General features: G+C 68.5%; 19 protein-coding genes. 8 read left to right on the top strand and 11 right to left on the bottom strand.

The features are described from left to right. Positions 1–54: 54 nt before the first annotated feature. The 11 genes from ruvA to thiS form a co-directional block, all read right to left on the bottom strand. The gene (gene ruvA / locus AX676_RS15615) at positions 55–657 is read right to left on the bottom strand and encodes a Holliday junction branch migration protein RuvA (protein ID WP_066476616.1); all 603 of its coding nucleotides are present in this window, start codon (positions 655–657) and stop codon (positions 55–57) included. A 202-nt stretch (positions 658–859) separates the two neighbouring features. Beyond that, on the bottom strand, positions 860–1,492 hold the full coding sequence (locus AX676_RS15610; RefSeq protein ID WP_066476481.1) for a tetratricopeptide repeat protein: 633 nt from the start codon (positions 1,490–1,492) through the stop codon (positions 860–862). Between the two features lie 43 nt (positions 1,493–1,535). Continuing rightward, the gene (locus AX676_RS15605) at positions 1,536–1,949 is read right to left on the bottom strand and encodes a cytochrome c-type biogenesis protein (RefSeq protein WP_066476489.1); all 414 of its coding nucleotides are present in this window, start codon (positions 1,947–1,949) and stop codon (positions 1,536–1,538) included. Then, the gene (locus tag AX676_RS15600; RefSeq protein ID WP_066476617.1) at positions 1,946–2,473 is read right to left on the bottom strand and encodes a DsbE family thiol:disulfide interchange protein; all 528 of its coding nucleotides are present in this window, start codon (positions 2,471–2,473) and stop codon (positions 1,946–1,948) included. Before AX676_RS15600 ends, AX676_RS15605 begins: the two co-directional genes overlap by 4 nt. Next, positions 2,470–4,440, bottom strand: coding sequence for a heme lyase CcmF/NrfE family subunit (locus AX676_RS15595; RefSeq protein WP_066476492.1), 1,971 nt, complete (start codon positions 4,438–4,440; stop codon positions 2,470–2,472). The genes AX676_RS15600 and AX676_RS15595 overlap by 4 nt, the downstream gene beginning before the upstream one ends. Beyond that, complete coding sequence (gene ccmE / locus AX676_RS15590) at positions 4,437–4,871, bottom strand: cytochrome c maturation protein CcmE (RefSeq protein ID WP_066476496.1); 435 nt, start codon at positions 4,869–4,871, stop codon at positions 4,437–4,439. Before ccmE ends, AX676_RS15595 begins: the two co-directional genes overlap by 4 nt. Next, on the bottom strand, positions 4,868–4,999 hold the full coding sequence (locus AX676_RS18490; RefSeq protein WP_269450176.1) for a hypothetical protein: 132 nt from the start codon (positions 4,997–4,999) through the stop codon (positions 4,868–4,870). Before AX676_RS18490 ends, ccmE begins: the two co-directional genes overlap by 4 nt. A gap of 16 nt (positions 5,000–5,015) precedes the next feature. Next, on the bottom strand, positions 5,016–5,756 hold the full coding sequence (gene ccmC, locus AX676_RS15585; RefSeq protein WP_231726179.1) for a heme ABC transporter permease CcmC: 741 nt from the start codon (positions 5,754–5,756) through the stop codon (positions 5,016–5,018). Between the two features lie 49 nt (positions 5,757–5,805). After that, positions 5,806–6,477, bottom strand: a complete 672-nt coding sequence (locus tag AX676_RS15580; protein ID WP_066476498.1) for a spermidine synthase — start codon at positions 6,475–6,477, stop codon at positions 5,806–5,808. A 93-nt stretch (positions 6,478–6,570) separates the two neighbouring features. Beyond that, complete coding sequence (locus tag AX676_RS15575; RefSeq protein WP_066476499.1) at positions 6,571–6,846, bottom strand: HU family DNA-binding protein; 276 nt, start codon at positions 6,844–6,846, stop codon at positions 6,571–6,573. A 117-nt stretch (positions 6,847–6,963) separates the two neighbouring features. Continuing rightward, positions 6,964–7,971, bottom strand: a complete 1,008-nt coding sequence (gene thiS / locus AX676_RS15570; RefSeq protein WP_082730934.1) for a sulfur carrier protein ThiS — start codon at positions 7,969–7,971, stop codon at positions 6,964–6,966. A gap of 149 nt (positions 7,972–8,120) precedes the next feature. Here thiS and aroQ point away from each other — a divergent pair, with 149 nt between their 5' ends. The 8 genes from aroQ (at position 8,121) to AX676_RS15530 (ending at position 17,040) form a co-directional block, all read left to right on the top strand. Next, positions 8,121–8,555 carry a type II 3-dehydroquinate dehydratase gene (gene aroQ / locus AX676_RS15565; RefSeq protein WP_066476505.1) on the top strand — a complete coding sequence of 145 codons (435 nt, stop codon included), beginning with the start codon at positions 8,121–8,123 and terminating at the stop codon, positions 8,553–8,555. A gap of 38 nt (positions 8,556–8,593) precedes the next feature. Beyond that, positions 8,594–9,091 carry an acetyl-CoA carboxylase biotin carboxyl carrier protein gene (gene accB / locus AX676_RS15560; protein WP_066476511.1) on the top strand — a complete coding sequence of 166 codons (498 nt, stop codon included), beginning with the start codon at positions 8,594–8,596 and terminating at the stop codon, positions 9,089–9,091. A gap of 3 nt (positions 9,092–9,094) precedes the next feature. Next, the gene (accC, locus tag AX676_RS15555) at positions 9,095–10,456 is read left to right on the top strand and encodes an acetyl-CoA carboxylase biotin carboxylase subunit (RefSeq protein WP_066476514.1); all 1,362 of its coding nucleotides are present in this window, start codon (positions 9,095–9,097) and stop codon (positions 10,454–10,456) included. Positions 10,457–10,509: 53 nt separating this feature from the next. Further along, a complete protein-coding gene (locus AX676_RS15550; protein ID WP_231726178.1) occupies positions 10,510–11,472 on the top strand; it encodes an alpha/beta fold hydrolase in 963 nt (320 codons plus the stop codon). A gap of 22 nt (positions 11,473–11,494) precedes the next feature. Beyond that, on the top strand, positions 11,495–12,964 hold the full coding sequence (locus AX676_RS15545) for a phospholipase D-like domain-containing protein (RefSeq protein WP_066476625.1): 1,470 nt from the start codon (positions 11,495–11,497) through the stop codon (positions 12,962–12,964). Positions 12,965–13,337: 373 nt separating this feature from the next. Further along, a complete protein-coding gene (gene purL, locus AX676_RS15540; RefSeq protein ID WP_066476522.1) occupies positions 13,338–15,569 on the top strand; it encodes a phosphoribosylformylglycinamidine synthase subunit PurL in 2,232 nt (743 codons plus the stop codon). 58 nt (positions 15,570–15,627) lie between these two features. Further along, positions 15,628–16,215 (top strand): peroxiredoxin family protein, encoded by a 588-nt coding sequence (locus AX676_RS15535; RefSeq protein ID WP_066476525.1) that lies wholly within the window; start codon positions 15,628–15,630, stop codon positions 16,213–16,215. Positions 16,216–16,338: 123 nt separating this feature from the next. Then, entirely contained in the window at positions 16,339–17,040 is a 702-nt protein-coding gene (locus tag AX676_RS15530) for a nitroreductase family protein (protein ID WP_231729689.1), read from the top strand. The last annotated feature ends 15 nt before the right edge of the window (positions 17,041–17,055 follow it).

Here is a 17,055-nt window from a genome sequence, read left to right as displayed (position 1 = left end):
TGTAACATAGCTGCTTACACGCGACGCGCCAACGTCGTGGTGAGCGGTGCAGGTTCATTTCGCCGCCTTGCGCAGCGCCAGCCGGACGAGCGCGTCGAGGGTCGCAGAGGGACCCAGTTCGTCCTCGGCGGCGCGCACCGCGGCAGCGGCTTCGGCGGGCCTAAAGCCGAGGTTGAGCAGCGCGGACGCGGCATCGGCAGCTGCGCCGGCCGGGGGTGCGGCCGCGGTCCCGGCAACAGCCGGCCCGATCACTAGCCCGCCGGCCTTGTCCTTCAGCTCGCGCACGATGCGTTCGGCAAGCTTCGGCCCGACCCCGTTGGCGCGCGCAACCATCGCCTTGTCCTGGCGCGCGACGGCGGTGTTGAGCTCATCGGGCGACAGCACCGACAGGATGGCGAGCGCCACGCGCGCGCCGACGCCCTGCACGCCGGTGAGCAGCCGGAACCAGTCGCGCTCGCCCGCATCGGCGAAACCGACCAGGCGGATGAAATCCTCCCCCACCAGCATTTCGGTGTGGAGCGTGACGGTCGACCCCACGGCCGGCAGCGCCCCCAGCGTGCGCGCCGACGCGCCGACCAGATAGCCGACGCCGCCGACATCGACCACCGCGCTGTCCAGGCCGGCGCTGGCCAGCACCCCGGTCAGGTGCGCGATCATGCGCGCGAAGTTGCGGAAGTTGCGGGCTGTGCGCGCCGATGCTCCCACCCGCGCACCCAACCGTTCGGGGCGACGGCGATGCCGGACGGGGCGATGCGGACAACGGTCAAGGCCATGTCCCGGACATAGGCCCAGCCGCCCCGCGTAGGATAGCCCCCTGTAGGCCCGGAAGCCGAAATTAGCGCGCGCAGCAGCGCGTCGCCTATCGTGGCGCGGGGCGCGCCATCATGCCGATGAAGCCGTCGAGCAGGCGCACCCGTTCCTCGATATCGCGGCGATAGGGCGCATCGCGCGGCGACAGCGCCAGCGCGCGGGCCCAGGCGGCACGGGCCGCCTCCAGCTCGCCCGCATTGACGAGCGCGAGCCCCAGGAAAAAGAGCGGTCCCGGCTCGCGCGGGGCCAGCCTGACCGCGCGGGCGAAGGCGAAGCTGGCGGCGGGCGACATTTGCTGATTGTCGTTGATCGCATAGGCTGTGCCGAGCGCGGTCCACACCGCGAAATCGTCGGGCGCGCGCTGGACGGCGCGGATCAGCACCGCGACCGCCTCGTCCGGCCGGCCCGCCAGGATTGCGGCATCGGCGGTGCTGAACGCGCCGCGATTGCGCGTGCCGAGAATGGCGGCGCGAAAGGCCACAAGGCCCGGTTCCATCTCCAGCTGCCGCGCCTGGGCCGTACGCGGGCTGTCGGCTAATGTCGGCCGCCCCTGCCACGCATAGCCCGCAGCGCCGAGCACGAGCGCCGCGGCCAGGATCATCGTCAGCGCGCGCGGCGCACCGCACAGCCACAGCAGCGCGCCCGCCGCCAGTGCCAGAACCGCCAGCGCCACCCAGCCCATCAGCGGCGGACCCTGCGCGACACCAACGGAGCCTTGCCCGTCATCAACGCTTCCGCGCCTTGCGCTTGAAGCTGCGCGCCGCGACCGCGACGCCGGCGATCAGCAAGAGGATCGGCGCGATCCACAAGGGCGCGGTCGCCTCCGTCACCGGCGGATCGTAGCTGACATAGTCGCCATAGCGTTCGATCAGCCAGTCGCGCACCTGACCCGCGCTTTCGCCCTGCTGCATCCGCTCGCGGACCAGCGCGCGCATGTCGCCGGCCATTTCCGCTTCGCTGTCGGCGATCGACTGGCCCTGGCAGACGAGGCAGCGCAGCGTTTCCATCAGCGCCTTGGCCTCGCGCTCCTTCGCCGGATCGGCGAGCTGCGTGTCGGCCATGCGCGCGGGCGGCTGGTCCGACTGGGCCAGCGCGGGGCAGGCGACGAGCAGGCCGAGCGCGATGATCGCCCGCCTCACCGCGCCTCCTCCAGCGCCTTGAGCAGCTTTCCGACATCGTCGTCGCGGATGTCGCCGACATGCTGGGCGCGAATCACCCCCTGCCCGTCGATCACGAAGGTCTCCGGCACCCCGGACGAGCCCAGCGACAGCTGGACCTTGCTTTCCCGGTCGTCGCCGATGCGTTGATAGGGATCGCCATGTTCGGCAAGGAAGCGGGCGATCGCCGGCCCCTTGTCGCGGATCGCGATCGCGTCGATGCGCGCGCCCGCCTGTTTAAGCTTCAGCAGCTGTGGTGCCTCCGCGATGCAGGGCACGCACCAGCTGGCGAAGACGTTGAGCAGGCGCGGCTCACCGCCCCGGAACGACGCGCTCGACAGGCCGGGCTTGCCCGGTGCGATCGGGGGCAGGTCGAATGCCGGCAGCGGCTTTCCGACCATCGCCGAGCGTACGATCGGGTCGGCGGGGGCAAGCAAGCCACGCAGCGCCACCGCGACGAGCAGCACGAAGACGAGCAGCGGAAGCCAGATGAGCAGCCGCCTCACGCCCAGGCCTCCTGCCGGGCCTGACGCCGGGCGCCGCGCCGCTCGCGCCACAAGCGGCCGATCAGGGCGAGCAGGCCGCCCAGCCCGATCATCGCGCCGCCCAGCCAGATGAGCGTCACGAACGGCTTCCACCATAGCCGCAGCTGCACGCGGCCCGCACCGTCGAGCTGGCCGAGCACGGTGTAGAGCTGGCCGTCGGCGACGGTCAAGATCGCGGCCTCGCTCGTCACCGTCGGCGGGGCAGAGAAGAACCGGCTCTGCGGCCCCATCACGAACGGGGTGCCGTCGCCGCGCTGGACACGCAGACGCCCCTCCAGTGCCGACCAGTTGGGGCCGATTGCCGGCGCGATGCCGATCAGCGTGACCGCATAGGGCCCGACCCGGGTCGTCTCGCCCGGGCGCACCGCGACCAGCCGCTCGACGGTAAAGGCGCGCTCGCTCGCCATGCCCGCGATCGACACCGCGACCCCCAGATGGGCCAGGATCATGCCATAGGTGAACAGCGGCACGCGGGCCAGGTCGCGGCGGAACAGCGGCAGCACGCTCGCCACCGCCAGCCCGGCCGCGAGCGCCAGCCCCAGGATCGGGAACGGCCCGGCACCCGGCGCGGCGATCAGCAGCACGACGCCCGCCACCGCCGCGACCCCGGCGGGGATGACCACCCGGCGCAGCGCCGCGCCGCCATCGTCGCGCCGCCAGCGCAGCATCGGCCCGACCGCCATGCCTACCATCAGCGCGAGCGCGATCGGCCCGGTCGTCTTGTTGAAGAAGGGCGGACCGACCGACAATTGCGTACCCATCGCCTGCGCCACGATCGGATAGAGCGTGCCGATCAGCACGATGCCCAGGATGACCGAGAGCAGCAGGTTGTTGAAGACCAGCCCGCCTTCGCGGCTGACCAGCTCGAACGTCGCGCCCTGGCGCACGCTGCCGATGCGCAGGCCGAACAAGGCGAGCGCGCCGCCGATATAGATGGCGAGCAGCGCGAGGATGAAGCTGCCGCGTTCGGGGTCGACGGCAAAGGCGTGGACACTGGTCAGGATGCCCGATCGCACCAGGAAGGTGCCGATCATCGACATCGAAAAGGCGATGACCGCGAGCATGATCGTCCACGACCTGAGGCCGTCGCGCGCAGCCAGAACATTGACCGAATGGAGCAATGCGGTTGCGGCCAGCCAAGGCATCAGCGACGCGTTCTCGACCGGGTCCCAGAACCACCAGCCGCCCCAGCCGAGCTCGTAATAGGCCCAGTAGCTGCCCGCCGTGATGCCGAGCGTCAGGAAAATCCACGCGCCGAGCACCCAGGGGCGCATCGCGCGCGCAAAGGCCGGGCCGACATCGCGCATCACCAGCGCGCCGACCGCGAAGGAAAAGGCGACCGACAGGCCGACATAGCCGAAATAGAGCGTCGGCGGGTGAAAGGCGAGGCCGGGGTCCTGGAGCAGCGGGTTCAGCCCCTGCCCCTCGGGCGCCGCCGGGTTGAGCCGCGCAAAGGGGTTGGAGGCGATCAGCAGGAACGCGTAGAAGCCGAGCGCGATGAACGCCTGCGCGCCGATCGTCGCGACCAGCGTCGCTTCGCCGAGCCGCCGTTCGATGAGCGCGATGCCCGCCCCCGCGAGCGCCAGCACCGTCACCCACAGCAGCATCGAGCCTTCGTGATTCCCCCACGCGCCCGCGATCTTGTAGATGAGCGGCTTGGCCGAATGGCTGTTGGTCGCGACCAGCAGCACCGACATGTCGGAGCGCACGAACAGCGTGATGAGCAGCACGAAGGCAAGCGCCGCCAGCGCGCCCTGGACGATGGCGACCGGGCGCACGCCCGCGATCAGCTGCGCCGCGGTTTCGCGCCGGTCATCGCGGTCGCCGGCAATGTGCGCGAGGCGAAGCCCGAGCACGCTGAGCACGAATTGCAGCAGCGCCAGGGCTGCGGCGAGCCACAGCGCCGCCAGACCGGCTTCGGCGATCATTGCTTCAGCGTCTCGGCGGCGGCCATCTTGCCCGCCATTTCCGGGGGCATGTAACGCTCGTCATGCTTGGCGAGCAGATTGTCGGCGGCGAAGCTGCCGTCGGGGCGGAACTGACCCTCGGCGACCACGCCCGATTTCTCCTTGAACAGGTCGGGGGCGATGCCGCTGAAGGTGACGGGCACCCGCGCCTTGCCGTCGGTGACGGTAAAGGCGATCGACACGCCGTCGGGCTGGCGGCGGATCGATCCCGCCTCGACCATCCCGCCCAGCCGCACCGCGCGACCGACCGGCGGCGATTTGCCGACGACATCGCCGGGGGCATAGAAGAACGCGGCCTCGTCCTTGAGCGCGGAAAGCGCCAGCGCGCTCGCCCCCATTACTGCCGTCACGCCCAGCGCGACCAGGACCAGCCGTTGATGCTTCGCCTTCATCGCCGCGTCTTCACCTCATCGGCCGCGCGTTCGGCGCGGCGCATCGTCACATAGCTGAGCAGCAGGATCGCGCCAGCCCCGCCAAAGGTCACGGCATAGGCCGCGATCACGAAGGCCCATTGATTCATGCCGATGCCGCCCGCCTCATGCCGCGGCCATCCGCCGCATCCGCGCCTCGACCCGGCCGGTCGCCAGGATGGCGCGCATCCGCATCAAGACGATGCCCGCGAACAACAGGGTGAAGCCCGAGAGCGTGAAGCCCAGCGGCCACAGGATCTCGCTCGCGATCGTGTTCTTCGTCAGCGTCAAGCTCTGGCCCTGGTGCAGCGTGTTCCACCACACCACCGAGTAACGGATGACGGGCAGTAGCGCCGAACCGGCGATCCCGAACAGCGCGGGGATGCGCCCGTCGCCGCCGCGGTCCTGATCGGCGCGGGCAAGCGCGATATAGGCAAGGTAGATGAAGAACAGCAGCAGCATCGACGTCAGCCGCCCGTCCCATTGCCACCAAGTCCCCCAGGTCGGCCGTCCCCAGATCGATCCGGTGGCAAGGCAGATCGCGGCGAACAGCGCGCCCGGCACCGCGCACGCCCGGGCCGACACCGTCGCCAGCGGGTGGCGCCAGATCAGATAGGCGATGCTCGACACCGCGATTCCCGACCATCCGGCCATGCCCAGCCAGGCGGCGGGAACGTGGATATAGAGGATTCGAACCGTTTCGCCCTGCAGATAGTCGGGCGGCGTCCGGGTCAATCCGGCCCACACGCCGAACAGGGTGAGCGCCAGCCCCGCCCAGACGAGCAGGGGAGTCAGCGGCCGCGCGATCTTCAGGAAACGGGCAGGATTGGCGAGCGCGTGGATCACGATGGCGCGAACATAGGCCAATTCGCGCGCGAATCCACTAGGTCATTGGGCCAGCGCGGCAGAGAACGGATCACCGCCGGGTTGCGAACCAGATGACGTGGCGCGGGCCCTTGCCATTCTCCCGCGCGCGCACCGCCTGTTCGTCGACCGCAAACCCGCTGTCGGTGAGCCGGCGGGCAAAGACATTGTCGGGCGCCGCCGACCAGATTGCGAGCACCCCGCCCGGCGCCAGCGCCGCGCGCGCCGACGCCAGTCCGCGCATCGAATAGAGCGAATCATTGGCGGCGCGGGTCAGGCCGTCGGGGCCGTTGTCGACATCGAGCAGGATCGCGTCATAGGCTCCGCGCGCCGCCGTGATGACACGCCCGACATCGCCGTCGATCAGGGTCACGCGCGGATCGTCGAGGCAACCGGCGGTCAGCGCCGCCATCGGCCCGCGTGCCCATGCGATGATGCCGGGCACCAGCTCGGCGACATCGACCCGCGCGCCCGCCCCCAGTTCGGCGAGCGCGGCGCGCAGCGTGAAGCCCATGCCATAACCGCCGATCAGCAGCCGCGCCGCGGCCCGGTCGCGCAGCCGCGCGCAGGTCATCGTCGCCAGCGCGATCTCCGACCCGCGCATCCGCGTGCTCATCAATTCGTTGCGGTCGAGCACGATCATATAGTCGTCGCCGCGCCGGAACAGCCGGAGCGGTTCGCCGCCGGGCACGTCGGCGGTACCGATCAATTCACGCGGGACCATGGACGCGGCGCTCTCCGGAAATGACACCGCCCCCGGCACCGTCGGGTACCGGGGGCGGCGAATTGGACCCGGTCATGCCGGGATCGACAAGGATCAGCCGTTCAGCTTGTCCTTGACCGCCTTGGCCGGCGCAAAGGTCAGCTTCTTCGACGCTGCGATCTGGATCGTCGCGCCGGTCGACGGGTTGCGACCTTCGCGCGCCGCGCTTTCCTTGACCTTGAACTTGCCAAAGCCGTTGAGCGAGATTTCCTCGCCCTTGGCGGCCGCATCGGCAATGGCGGCGAACACGCCATCGACCAGCTTCTTGGCGTCGGTCTTGGTCAGACCATGATCACCGGCAAGACGGTCGGCGAGATCGGCATTATTCATAGATTCTAGCCCTTCTGTGCAAATTGCCGTGCCCGTGTAATTGCGATCCGCAACAGCGTCCACTGGTCAGAACGCCCAAAAATGGGTTGATTGGACCGAAACCGCGTCGATTGGGGGTCAAATCAGCCCGGCGAGCGGGCTGGACGGGTCGGCATAGCGCCGCTGCGCCATCCGGCCGGCGCGATACGCGAATCGGCCGCTCTCGACGGCGAGGCGCATTGCCCGCGCCATCAGCACCGGGTCCTTGGCCTCGGCGATCGCGGTGTTCATCAACACGCCGTCGCAGCCCAGTTCCATCGCCACCGCCGCGTCCGACGCCGTGCCGACGCCCGCGTCGACCAGCACCGGCACCTTCGCGCCCTCGACGATCAGGCGGATCGTCACCCGGTTCTGGATGCCCAGCCCCGACCCGATCGGCGCGCCCAGCGGCATGATCGCGACCGCACCGGCTTCCTCCAGCTGCTTCGCCGCGATCGGATCGTCGGTGCAATAGACCATCGGCTTGAAGCCTTCGCGCACGAGCACTTCGGTCGCCTTCAGCGTTTCGCGCATGTCGGGATAGAGTGTCCGCGCCTCGCCCAGCACCTCCAGCTTGACCAGGTCCCATCCCCCCGCCTCGCGCGCCAGCCGCAGCGTGCGCACTGCGCTGTCGGCGTCGAAGCAGCCGGCAGTGTTGGGCAGATAGGTGACCTTTTTAGGGTCGATATAGTCGGTCAGCATCGGCGCATTGGGGTCACTGACATTGACCCGGCGCACCGCGACGGTGACGATCTCTGCCCCCGATGCCTCGACCGCGGCGGCGTTCTGGGCGAAATCCTTGTACTTGCCGGTGCCGACGATCAGCCGTGATTGGAACGTCCGGCCCGCGACCGTCCAGCTGTCTTCATCCACCCGTGTGCCATGATCGCCGCCGCCGACGAAATGGACGATCTCCAGCTCGTCGCCGTCGTCGATCACGATATCGGCCAGCGTCGATCGCGGCACGATCTCCAGGTTGCGCTCGACTGCGACCTTTTCGGGGACGAGCCCCAGCTCGCGCGTCAGCGCGGCGATGGTCGTGCCGGCGCGCACCCGGCGGTGCTCGCCATTGACGGTAATGGTGACGGTGCCGTCCAAGTGAGCCAAGGCACTATATCTCCGGTCGTCCCGAGCGCGGTCGAGGGACGCTGAACTTGAAGGCCGTGTCCCGACTGCGCTCGACACGAACGGTTTTGGTAAACCCGACAGGGCCGGATATAGGCCCGGCCCAACGCATCGCAACCGAAAGCCCGATCATGCCCGAAACCGTGTTCGTCCTGAACGGCCCGAACCTCAACCTGCTCGGCACGCGCGAGCCCGACGTCTACGGGGCCGACACGCTGGACGACATCGCGAGGATGCTGGAGGATCGCGCCCGCGTGCTCGACCTGGCGATCGACATGCGCCAGTCGAATCATGAAGGCCATCTGATCGACTGGATCCACGAGGCGCAGGCGACGGGCGCGCGCGCGGTGATCCTCAATCCCGGCGGCTTTACCCATACGTCGGTCGCGCTGCTTGATGCGATCAAGTCGGTGACGGCGCCGGTGATCGAGGTGCACCTGTCCAACCCGCACGCGCGCGAATCCTTTCGCCACCGCAGCCTGATCGGGCGGGGCGTGCGCGGAACGATCGCCGGTTTCGGCGCGCAATCCTATGTGCTCGCGCTTGAAGCGGCGGCGCGCATCTGACAAAGCGCCGCACTTGATCATAACGAACAGAGGGTCGAATGACCGAAAAACAGGGTGACTCGTCGAGCGGCGGCGGGGCGATGCGGGTCGATGTCGACCTGGTGCGCCAGCTGGCCGGCGTGCTCGACGAAACGCAGCTGACCGAAATCGAGGTGCAGGACGGCGAGCGCAAGGTGCGCGTCGCCCGCACCGTGACCGCCGCACCGGCGATGATGGCCGCGCCGATCGCCGCCGCGCCGCAGGCCCCGGCCACGTCGTCCGCGCCTGCCGCACCGGCGGCGCCCGCCCCCGCCGCACCGGCCGCCAATGCGGTCAAGTCGCCGATGGTCGGCACCGTCTATCTTGCGGCCGAGCCGGGGGCCAAGCCGTTCATCGCGACGGGCCAGAAGGTCGCCGCCGGCGATACGCTGGTGATCATCGAGGCGATGAAGGTGATGAACCGCATCACCGCGACCGCCGCCGGCACCGTCGGCGCGATCCTGGTCGACAATGGCCAGCCGGTCGAATTCGATCAGCCGCTGGTCGTGATCGAGTAACGGATGGCCCAGATCAAGAAGCTGCTGATCGCCAATCGCGGCGAAATCGCGCTGCGCATCCACCGCGCCTGTCATGAAATGGGGATCAAGACGGTGGCGGTGCATTCAACCGCGGATGCCGATGCCATGCACGTCCGGCTGGCCGACGAGGCGATCTGCATCGGCCCGGCCCCGGCCGCGCAGAGCTATCTCAACATCCCCAACATCATCTCGGCGGCCGAAATCTCGGGCGCGGACGCGATCCATCCCGGCTACGGCTTCCTCAGCGAGAATGCGAAGTTCGCCGAGATCGTCGAGCTGCACAACATCGTGTTCGTCGGGCCCAAGCCCGAACATATCCGCATCATGGGCGACAAGGTGGAAGCCAAGCGCACTGCCGGCGCGCTGGGCCTGCCGCTGGTGCCCGGATCCGACGGCGCGATCGGCGACCTGGCGGAGGCCAAGCGGATTGCGGCCGAAATCGGCTATCCGGTGCTGATCAAGGCCGCATCGGGTGGCGGCGGGCGCGGCATGAAGGTGGTGCCCGACGAGAGCCAGCTCGAAACGCTGATGCAGCAGGCGGGAAGCGAGGCGAAGGCGGCGTTCGGCGACGACACCGTCTATATGGAGAAATATCTCGGCAATCCGCGCCATATCGAGTTCCAGATCTTTGGTGACGGCAACGGCAATGCCATCCATCTGGGCGAGCGCGACTGTTCGCTGCAGCGCCGTCACCAGAAGGTGCTGGAGGAAGCCCCCTCGCCCGTGCTGAGCCATGCCGAGCGCGAGCGGATGGGCGGCATCGTCGCGCGCGCCATGGCCGACATGGGCTATCGCGGCGCGGGCACGATCGAGTTCCTGTGGGAAAATGGCGAGTTCTACTTCATCGAAATGAACACCCGCCTGCAGGTCGAGCATCCGGTGACCGAGGCGATCACCGGGGTCGACCTGGTCCGCGAGCAGATCCGCGTGGCGGAAGGCCATCCGCTGTCGGTGCGCCAGGAAGAGATCGAGTTTCGCGGCCACGCGATCGAATGCAGGATCAATGCCGAGGACCCGCGCACCTTTGCGCCGTCGCCGGGGCTGGTGAAGTATTTCCACGCCCCCGGCGGGATGCACGTCCGCGTCGATAGCGGGCTGTATGCCGGCTACAGGATCCCGCCCTATTACGACAGCATGGTCGCCAAGCTGATCGTCTATGGCCGCACGCGCGAGGGTTGCATCCTGCGGCTGAAGCGCGCGCTCGAGGAATTCGTGATCGAAGGGGTCAGGACGACGATCCCGCTGCATCAGGCGCTGCTCGAGGACGCCGAGTTCAAATCGGGCGACTATACGATCAAGTGGCTCGAACAGTGGCTGGAACGCGACGCGGAGGACGCCGCATAGCTCCCACCCTGCCCCCGATCCGGCGGATGCGCAGGCCGGGGCGGCGGCGGCCCGTGTGGCGGTTCGCGTTGCTGGCGCTGCTGGCCGTCGCCGCGATCGGTTTTGCAATCGGCTACACCCCCGATACCGACCCGGCGGCAATGCGCGCGAAATACGCGTCCGCGCCGTCGCGTTTCGTCGATGTCGGCGGCGGGCTGACCGTCCATCTGCGCGATACCGGGCCGCGCGACGCCCCTGTGCTGATGCTGCTCCACGGATCGAACGCGTCGCTCCACACCTGGGAACCCTGGGCGACGCGGCTGCAGGCGCGCTATCGCGTCATCCGCTTCGACCAGATCGGCCATGGCCTGACCGGCCCCAATCCTGCCGGTGACTATGCGCCCGCCGCCTTTGTCGACACGGTCGAGCGGGTGCGCCGCACGCTCGGCATCGCGCACATGGCGGTGGCGGGCAATTCGATGGGCGGCGGCGTCGCGTGGCGCTATGCGCTCGCGCATCCCGACCGGGTGAGCGCGCTGATCCTGGTCGATTCGGTCGGCCAGCCCGACCCGCAGGGCGGCGAGGCCCCGATCGCCTTTCGCGTCGCGCGCATGCCGGTGATCCGCAATCTGGCGACTTCGATCACGCCGCGCAGCCTGATCGCCGACAGCCTGCCCGCGGCCTATGCCGACCCGCGGCGCGCGACCGACGAGCTGATCGATCGTTATTGGGAGCTGCTGCGCTATCCCGGCAACCGGGCCGCAACGATCGAGCGGTTTGCGATCCCGCCCGACGATGCCACCGACGCGGCGCTCGCCCGCATCGCCGCGCCGACGCTGATCCTGTGGGGCGCGCAGGATCGGTTGATCCCCGCGTCGTCCGGACGGTGGCTGGCGGCGCGCATCCCGAAGGCGAAGCTGATCGTCTATCCCGGCATTGGCCACATCCCGATGGAGGAGGCGGCCGATCGCAGCGCCGCCGACGCGGCGCGATTCCTCGACGGAACCGTTGCGCCTCCGGATCATTCGGGTAGCTGACGGCGGCATGGAGGAGGCGCGCGTGGCCGAAAACGACCCCCATGCGCTCGATCCCGGCCGCAACTGCTGGCGGATCGCGCGCGCGACGCGCGCAACCGTGATCGTCGATGCCGAGCAGTATTTCCGCCACGTCCGCTCCGCGATGCGCCAGGCCCGGCAACAGATTCTGCTGGTCGGATGGGATTTCGACGCGCGGATCAAGCTGGTCCACGAACATGACGACGATGCCCCGGCCGAAGTCGGGCCGTTCATCGACTGGCTGGTCGCCCGCAATCCCGCGCTTCAGGTGCATATTTTGCGCTGGGACACCGGCGCGCTGAAGAGCTTCTTTCAGCCGACCACGCTGATGACGCTGATCCGCTGGTGGCGGCACCCGCGCATCCATGTGAAGCTCGACGCCTTTCACCCCGCGGGCGCGTCGCACCACCAGAAGATCGTGGTGATCGACGATCGCCTCGCCTTTTGCGGCGGCATCGACATGACGGTCGACCGCTGGGACACGCGCGACCATCGCGACGACGAGCCGCGCCGGCGCGAGCCCGACGGCACGCCCTATGGCCCCTGGCACGATGCGACCACCGCGCTGTCGGGGCCGGTCGCGGGCGCGCTGGGCGAATTGTGCCGCGATCGCTGGACGCGCGCGGGCGGCGCGCCGATGGCGGCGCCGGATACGGCGGAAGAATGCTGGCCCGAGGGTCTGGCGACGATGTTCACCGATGCCGATGTCGCGATTTCGCGCTCTTCGCCGACCATGCCCGATCTGGACGCGGTGACCGAGATCGAGGCGCTCTATGTCGACCTGATCGCGCGCGCCGAACGCCATGTCTATGCCGAGAGCCAGTATTTCGCCTCACGCAAGGTGGCCGAGGCGATCGCGCGCCGGCTGGACGAACCCGATCCGCCCGAGTTCATCATCATCAACCCGGTCAAGGCCGACGGCTGGCTCGAGCCGATCGCGATGGACACCGCCCGCGCGCGCCTGTTCCAGGCGCTGAAGCAGCGCGACCATGTCAACCGGCTGCGCATCTATCACCCGGTCACCACGGCGGGCACGCCGATCTATGTCCATGCCAAGGTGACGATCATCGACGACATCGTGCTGCGCGTCGGTTCGTCCAATTTCAACAACCGCTCGATGCGGCTCGACACCGAATGCGACGTGACGATCGACGCGACATTGCCCGGCAATGCGGACGAGGAAGCGACGATCGCGGGCATCCGCAACGACCTGATCGCCGAACATCTGGGCTGCGACCCGGTGACGGTCGCGCGCACGGTGATGGCCACGGGATCGCTGATTGCCACGATCGACGCCCTGCGCCGCCCGGGGCGAACGCTGATCGATTACGAGATCCCGGACCTGACCGCGGTCGAGGAATGGCTGGCCGACAACAAGATCCTCGATCCCGAAGGCCCCGAGGAGATGTTTGAAAGCCTGGCCAAGCGCGATCTGCTCAGGCGCCTGAGACGACGGGGGCGCCGGCGCAACTGATGCGATAGGGACGATAACCAGAGCGGCAGCGATCGATTGGCCTCACGCTGCCACCTGCCCCGTCACCCCGGCCTTGTGCCGGGGTCCACCTTGCCGCCCGCTTTGCCCTCACGAACCGGAGGCCGACGCCTCGCCGCACCGTGGACCCCGGCACAAGGCCGGGGTGACAGAGGATTTGCGGCTGGCATTCGCTGAATTCTCCATTCCAGATACGTGTCTCGGGCCAATCAGGCGGCCACATGCCATCCTGCCGGCATGGCGCACCTGTCGTCCCGCTCCGCATCCCGATCAAACGCGCCCGGGCAGGTCGAAACCAGACGTCGCACAGCACGCGCAATTGCGCCCTTCGCCGCATCCCCCTAAAGCGCGGCGCATGACCGAGATCACGCCCGAAATCGTTGCCGAGCACGGCCTGTCGCCCGAAGAATATGATCGCGTGCTGGCGGCGCTGGGGCGGGTACCCAACCTGACCGAGCTTGGCATCTTCTCGGTCATGTGGTCGGAGCATTGCAGCTACAAATCCAGCCGCATCCACCTGAAGAAGCTGCCGACCGAAGCACCCTGGGTGATCTGCGGCCCCGGCGAGAATGCGGGCGTCATCGACATCGGCGACGGCCAGGCGGCGATCTTCAAGATGGAGAGCCACAACCACCCGTCCTATATCGAGCCCTATCAGGGCGCGGCGACCGGGGTGGGCGGCATCCTGCGCGACGTGTTCACCATGGGCGCGCGGCCGATCGCGAACCTGAACGCGCTGCGCTTTGGCCGGCCCGATCATCCGAAGATGCGCCACCTGATCGCCGGCGTCGTCCACGGCATCGGCGGTTATGGCAATTGCGTCGGCGTCCCGACGGTGGGGGGCGAGGTCAATTTCCACCCCGCTTACGATGGCAACATTCTGGTCAACGCGATGACCGTCGGCATCGCCCAGCAGGACAAGATCTTCTACAGCGCCGCCGCCGGCATCGGCAATCCGGTGGTCTATGTCGGGTCGAAGACCGGGCGCGACGGCATCCATGGCGCGACGATGGCGAGCGCCGATTTCGACGAGAAGTCGGACGAGAAGCGCCCGACCGTCCAGGTCGGCGATCCCTTCACGGAGAAGCTGCTGATCGAGGCGTGCCTGGAGCTGATGGCGTCGGACGCCATTGTGGCGATCCAGGATATGGGCGCGGCCGGCCTGACCTCCTCCAGCGTCGAAATGGCGTCGAAGGGTGGGGTCGGCATCGAACTGATCATGGACCATGTGCCCCAGCGCGAAGCCGGCATGACGCCCTATGAGATGATGCTGTCCGAATCGCAGGAACGGATGCTGATGGTGCTCAAGCCCGGCCGCGAGGCCGAGGCGGAGGCGATCTTCCGCAAATGGGAGCTCGACTTCGCGGTGATCGGCACCGTCACCGAGCCGGATCCGGTTCTTGGGGGCCGCATGGTGCTCAAATGGCGGGGCGAGACCGTTGCCGACATCCCGCTCGGGCCGCTGGCCGACGAAGCGCCGCTCTATGACCGGCCGTGGGTGCCGACGCCTCCGCCCGCCGATCTGACCGACGCGCCGGAAAGCGCGAACGTCGCGGTCGACCTGCTCAAGCTGATGGCGACGCCCGATCTCGCCAGCCGGCGCTGGATCTGGGAGCAGTATGACACCCAAGTCGGCGCCGACACGGTGCAGCGCCCCGGCGGCGACGCGGCGGTGGTGCGGGTCCACGGGACGGCCAAGGCACTGGCAATGACCACCGACTGCACGCCGCGCTATTGCTTCGCCGACCCGGTCGCGGGCGGCAAGCAGGCGGTGGCGGAGGCGTGGCGCAACCTGACCTGTGTCGGCGCGACCCCGCTCGCCATCACCAACTGCCTGAACTTCGCCAATCCGCAGCGGCCCGAGATCATGGGCCAGATCGTCGGGTGCCTGGACGGCATGGCCCAGGCGTGCCGCGCGCTCGATTTTCCGATCGTGAGCGGCAATGTGTCGCTCTACAACGAATCGAAGGCGACGGGCGGCGGCTCCGCCATCCTGCCCACCCCGGCGATCGGCGGGGTCGGCATTCTCAAGGACTGGGAGCGATCGGCGACGATCGGGTTCAAGGGGCTGGGCGACATCATCCTGCTGGTCGGCGAGCGCGAGGGGCATCTGGGCCAGTCGCTGTGGCTGCGCGAACTGCACGGGCGCGAGGATGGGCCGCCGCCGTTCGTCGACCTGAAGGCCGAACGGCGGACCGGCGACTTCATCCGCGGCCAGATCGGCTGCGGTGCGATCAAGGCGTGCCATGACGTGTCCGACGGCGGCGTCGCGGTCGCGGTCGCCGAAATGGCGCTGGCCAGCGGCATCGGCGCGCTGATCGATTCGCCCCAGCCGTTCGGCAATGCCGGCTCCTTCTTTGGCGAGGACCAGGGGCTGTACGTCGTGACCGTGTGCGACACCTGTCTGGCCGACTTCATGGCAGCGGCGCACGCGGCCGACGTGCCGGTCGATCCGCTGGGCCGCACGATCCGCGACCGCATCCTGTTCGAGACCGAGGATGGCGACTGGGCGGTGACGATCGAGGAACTGCGCGCCGCGCACGAAGGCTTCTTTCCCACGCTGATGGGCGACGCCGCGGCGCTGTAACCCGCACGGTCGTCGTCGCGAACCGGGACGAGACCCGTTCAACCTGCAAGGAAACATCATGTCCCGACTGATCGGCCCGACGCTCTCCGCCCTGCTGCTGGCACCCGCGGGCATCGCCGTGCTTGCGACCAGCCCGTCCGCGCCGGCGCTGGCCCAGTCGGTGCCGGGTCCGGCGGTCGGCGGCAAGCTCGCGCTCGGCCACGCGCTGCGCGGCCAGGACGGCAAGCCGACGACTTTGCAGCGACAGGCGGCGGGCAAGCCGATCATGGTCGTGCTGTTCAGGTCGGCGAAATGGTGCCCCTATTGCCAGACGCAGCTGAAGGGGCTGGGCGACATCGCCGCGCAGGCGCGCGCGAAGGGCGTGCGCTTCGTCGCGGTCAGCTATGACGATCCCGCGGTGCTCGCCGATTTCGCTGCGAAGCAGAACATCGCGTTCCCGCTGCTGAGCGATGCCGGTGGCGCGATGGCCAACGCCTGGGGCCTGCGCGACCCGCGCTATCCGGAGGGCAATTTCGCCTATGGCGTCCCCTATCCCACCGTCCTCGTCCTCGATGCCAAGGGACGGGTGAAGGCGAAATCGGTCGAAACCGATTACAAGAAGCGGCCGAGCACCGCCGACCTGCTGGCGATGCTGGCAAAGGCGTGACGCGAGCATTGTGGGCCGGACGAAAGGGAAACCATTGAGACCAAACCCTATGAAAACCGCTCGTGTCGAGCATCGTCGAGACACGTATCTCGACTTCGCTCGATACGAACGGGGACGTTGTGGATGTTTAGATCGGCGCTCAATTCGCCCATGACCCAGCCCGTCCTCATCCCCTGGCAACCCTATCCCGACATGACCGACGTCGAGCGCGCGGACGCCGCGCGTGCCTTTCATGCCGCAATGGCGACGCGCCGCACGTGCCGCGCCTTCGCACCGACGCCGGTGGCGCGCGAGGTGATCGAGGCGGCGATCCTGGCGGCGGGCAGCGCGCCGAGCGGGGCCAATCACCAGCCCTGGCATTTCGCGGTGGTCGGATCGGCCGCGGCCAAGCGCGCCATCCGCGAGGGCGCGGAGGCCGAGGAACGCGAATTCTATGCCGGCAAGGCGGGACAGGAATGGCTGGAGGCGCTGGCCCCGTTGGGGACCGACGCGGACAAAAGCTATCTGGAGGTAGCACCCTGGCTGATCGTGGTGTTCGGCCAGCGCCGCGGCGGCCCGCAACCGGGCGACGACCGCCAGAATTATTATGTGACCGAGAGCGTCGGCATCGCCTGTGGCCTGCTGCTCGCCGCGCTGCATCAGGCGGGGCTGGCGACGCTTACGCACACCCCCAATCCCATGCGATTCCTGAACACGATCTGCGCGCGTCCGGCGAACGAGAAGCCGCTGATGATCGTGACCGTCGGCCATGCCGCCGCCGACGCGACCATTCCGCTCCATGCCATCCAGCGCAAGTCGATCGAGGAGATCACGTCCTGGCTGTGAGCTGACTGCTTGCGC

Origin of the sequence: Sphingomonas sp. CCH21-G11, assembly GCF_001555965.1 — a bacterium.
GTDB lineage: Bacteria > Pseudomonadota > Alphaproteobacteria > Sphingomonadales > Sphingomonadaceae > Sphingomonas.
Note: the sequence above shows the minus strand (reverse complement) of the source record. Positions and strands in the feature narration are given on the sequence as shown.

Excerpts from the sequence above, each read along its gene's own strand:
- ruvA (WP_066476616.1), bottom strand. The coding sequence starts at position 657 with ATGATCGCGCACCTGACCGGGGTGCTGGCCAGCGCCGGCCTGGACAGC.
- AX676_RS15610 (WP_066476481.1), bottom strand. The coding sequence starts at position 1,492 with ATGGGCTGGGTGGCGCTGGCGGTTCTGGCACTGGCGGCGGGCGCGCTG.
- AX676_RS15595 (WP_066476492.1), bottom strand. The coding sequence starts at position 4,440 with ATGATCGCCGAAGCCGGTCTGGCGGCGCTGTGGCTCGCCGCAGCCCTG.
- ccmE (WP_066476496.1), bottom strand. The coding sequence starts at position 4,871 with ATGAAGGCGAAGCATCAACGGCTGGTCCTGGTCGCGCTGGGCGTGACG.
- AX676_RS18490 (WP_269450176.1), bottom strand. The coding sequence starts at position 4,999 with ATGAATCAATGGGCCTTCGTGATCGCGGCCTATGCCGTGACCTTTGGC.
- AX676_RS15580 (WP_066476498.1), bottom strand. The coding sequence starts at position 6,477 with ATGGTCCCGCGTGAATTGATCGGTACCGCCGACGTGCCCGGCGGCGAA.
- AX676_RS15575 (WP_066476499.1), bottom strand. The coding sequence starts at position 6,846 with ATGAATAATGCCGATCTCGCCGACCGTCTTGCCGGTGATCATGGTCTG.
- aroQ (WP_066476505.1), top strand. The coding sequence starts at position 8,121 with ATGCCCGAAACCGTGTTCGTCCTGAACGGCCCGAACCTCAACCTGCTC.
- accB (WP_066476511.1), top strand. The coding sequence starts at position 8,594 with ATGACCGAAAAACAGGGTGACTCGTCGAGCGGCGGCGGGGCGATGCGG.
- accC (WP_066476514.1), top strand. The coding sequence starts at position 9,095 with ATGGCCCAGATCAAGAAGCTGCTGATCGCCAATCGCGGCGAAATCGCG.
- purL (WP_066476522.1), top strand. The coding sequence starts at position 13,338 with ATGACCGAGATCACGCCCGAAATCGTTGCCGAGCACGGCCTGTCGCCC.
- AX676_RS15535 (WP_066476525.1), top strand. The coding sequence starts at position 15,628 with ATGTCCCGACTGATCGGCCCGACGCTCTCCGCCCTGCTGCTGGCACCC.
- AX676_RS15530 (WP_231729689.1), top strand. The coding sequence starts at position 16,339 with ATGTTTAGATCGGCGCTCAATTCGCCCATGACCCAGCCCGTCCTCATC.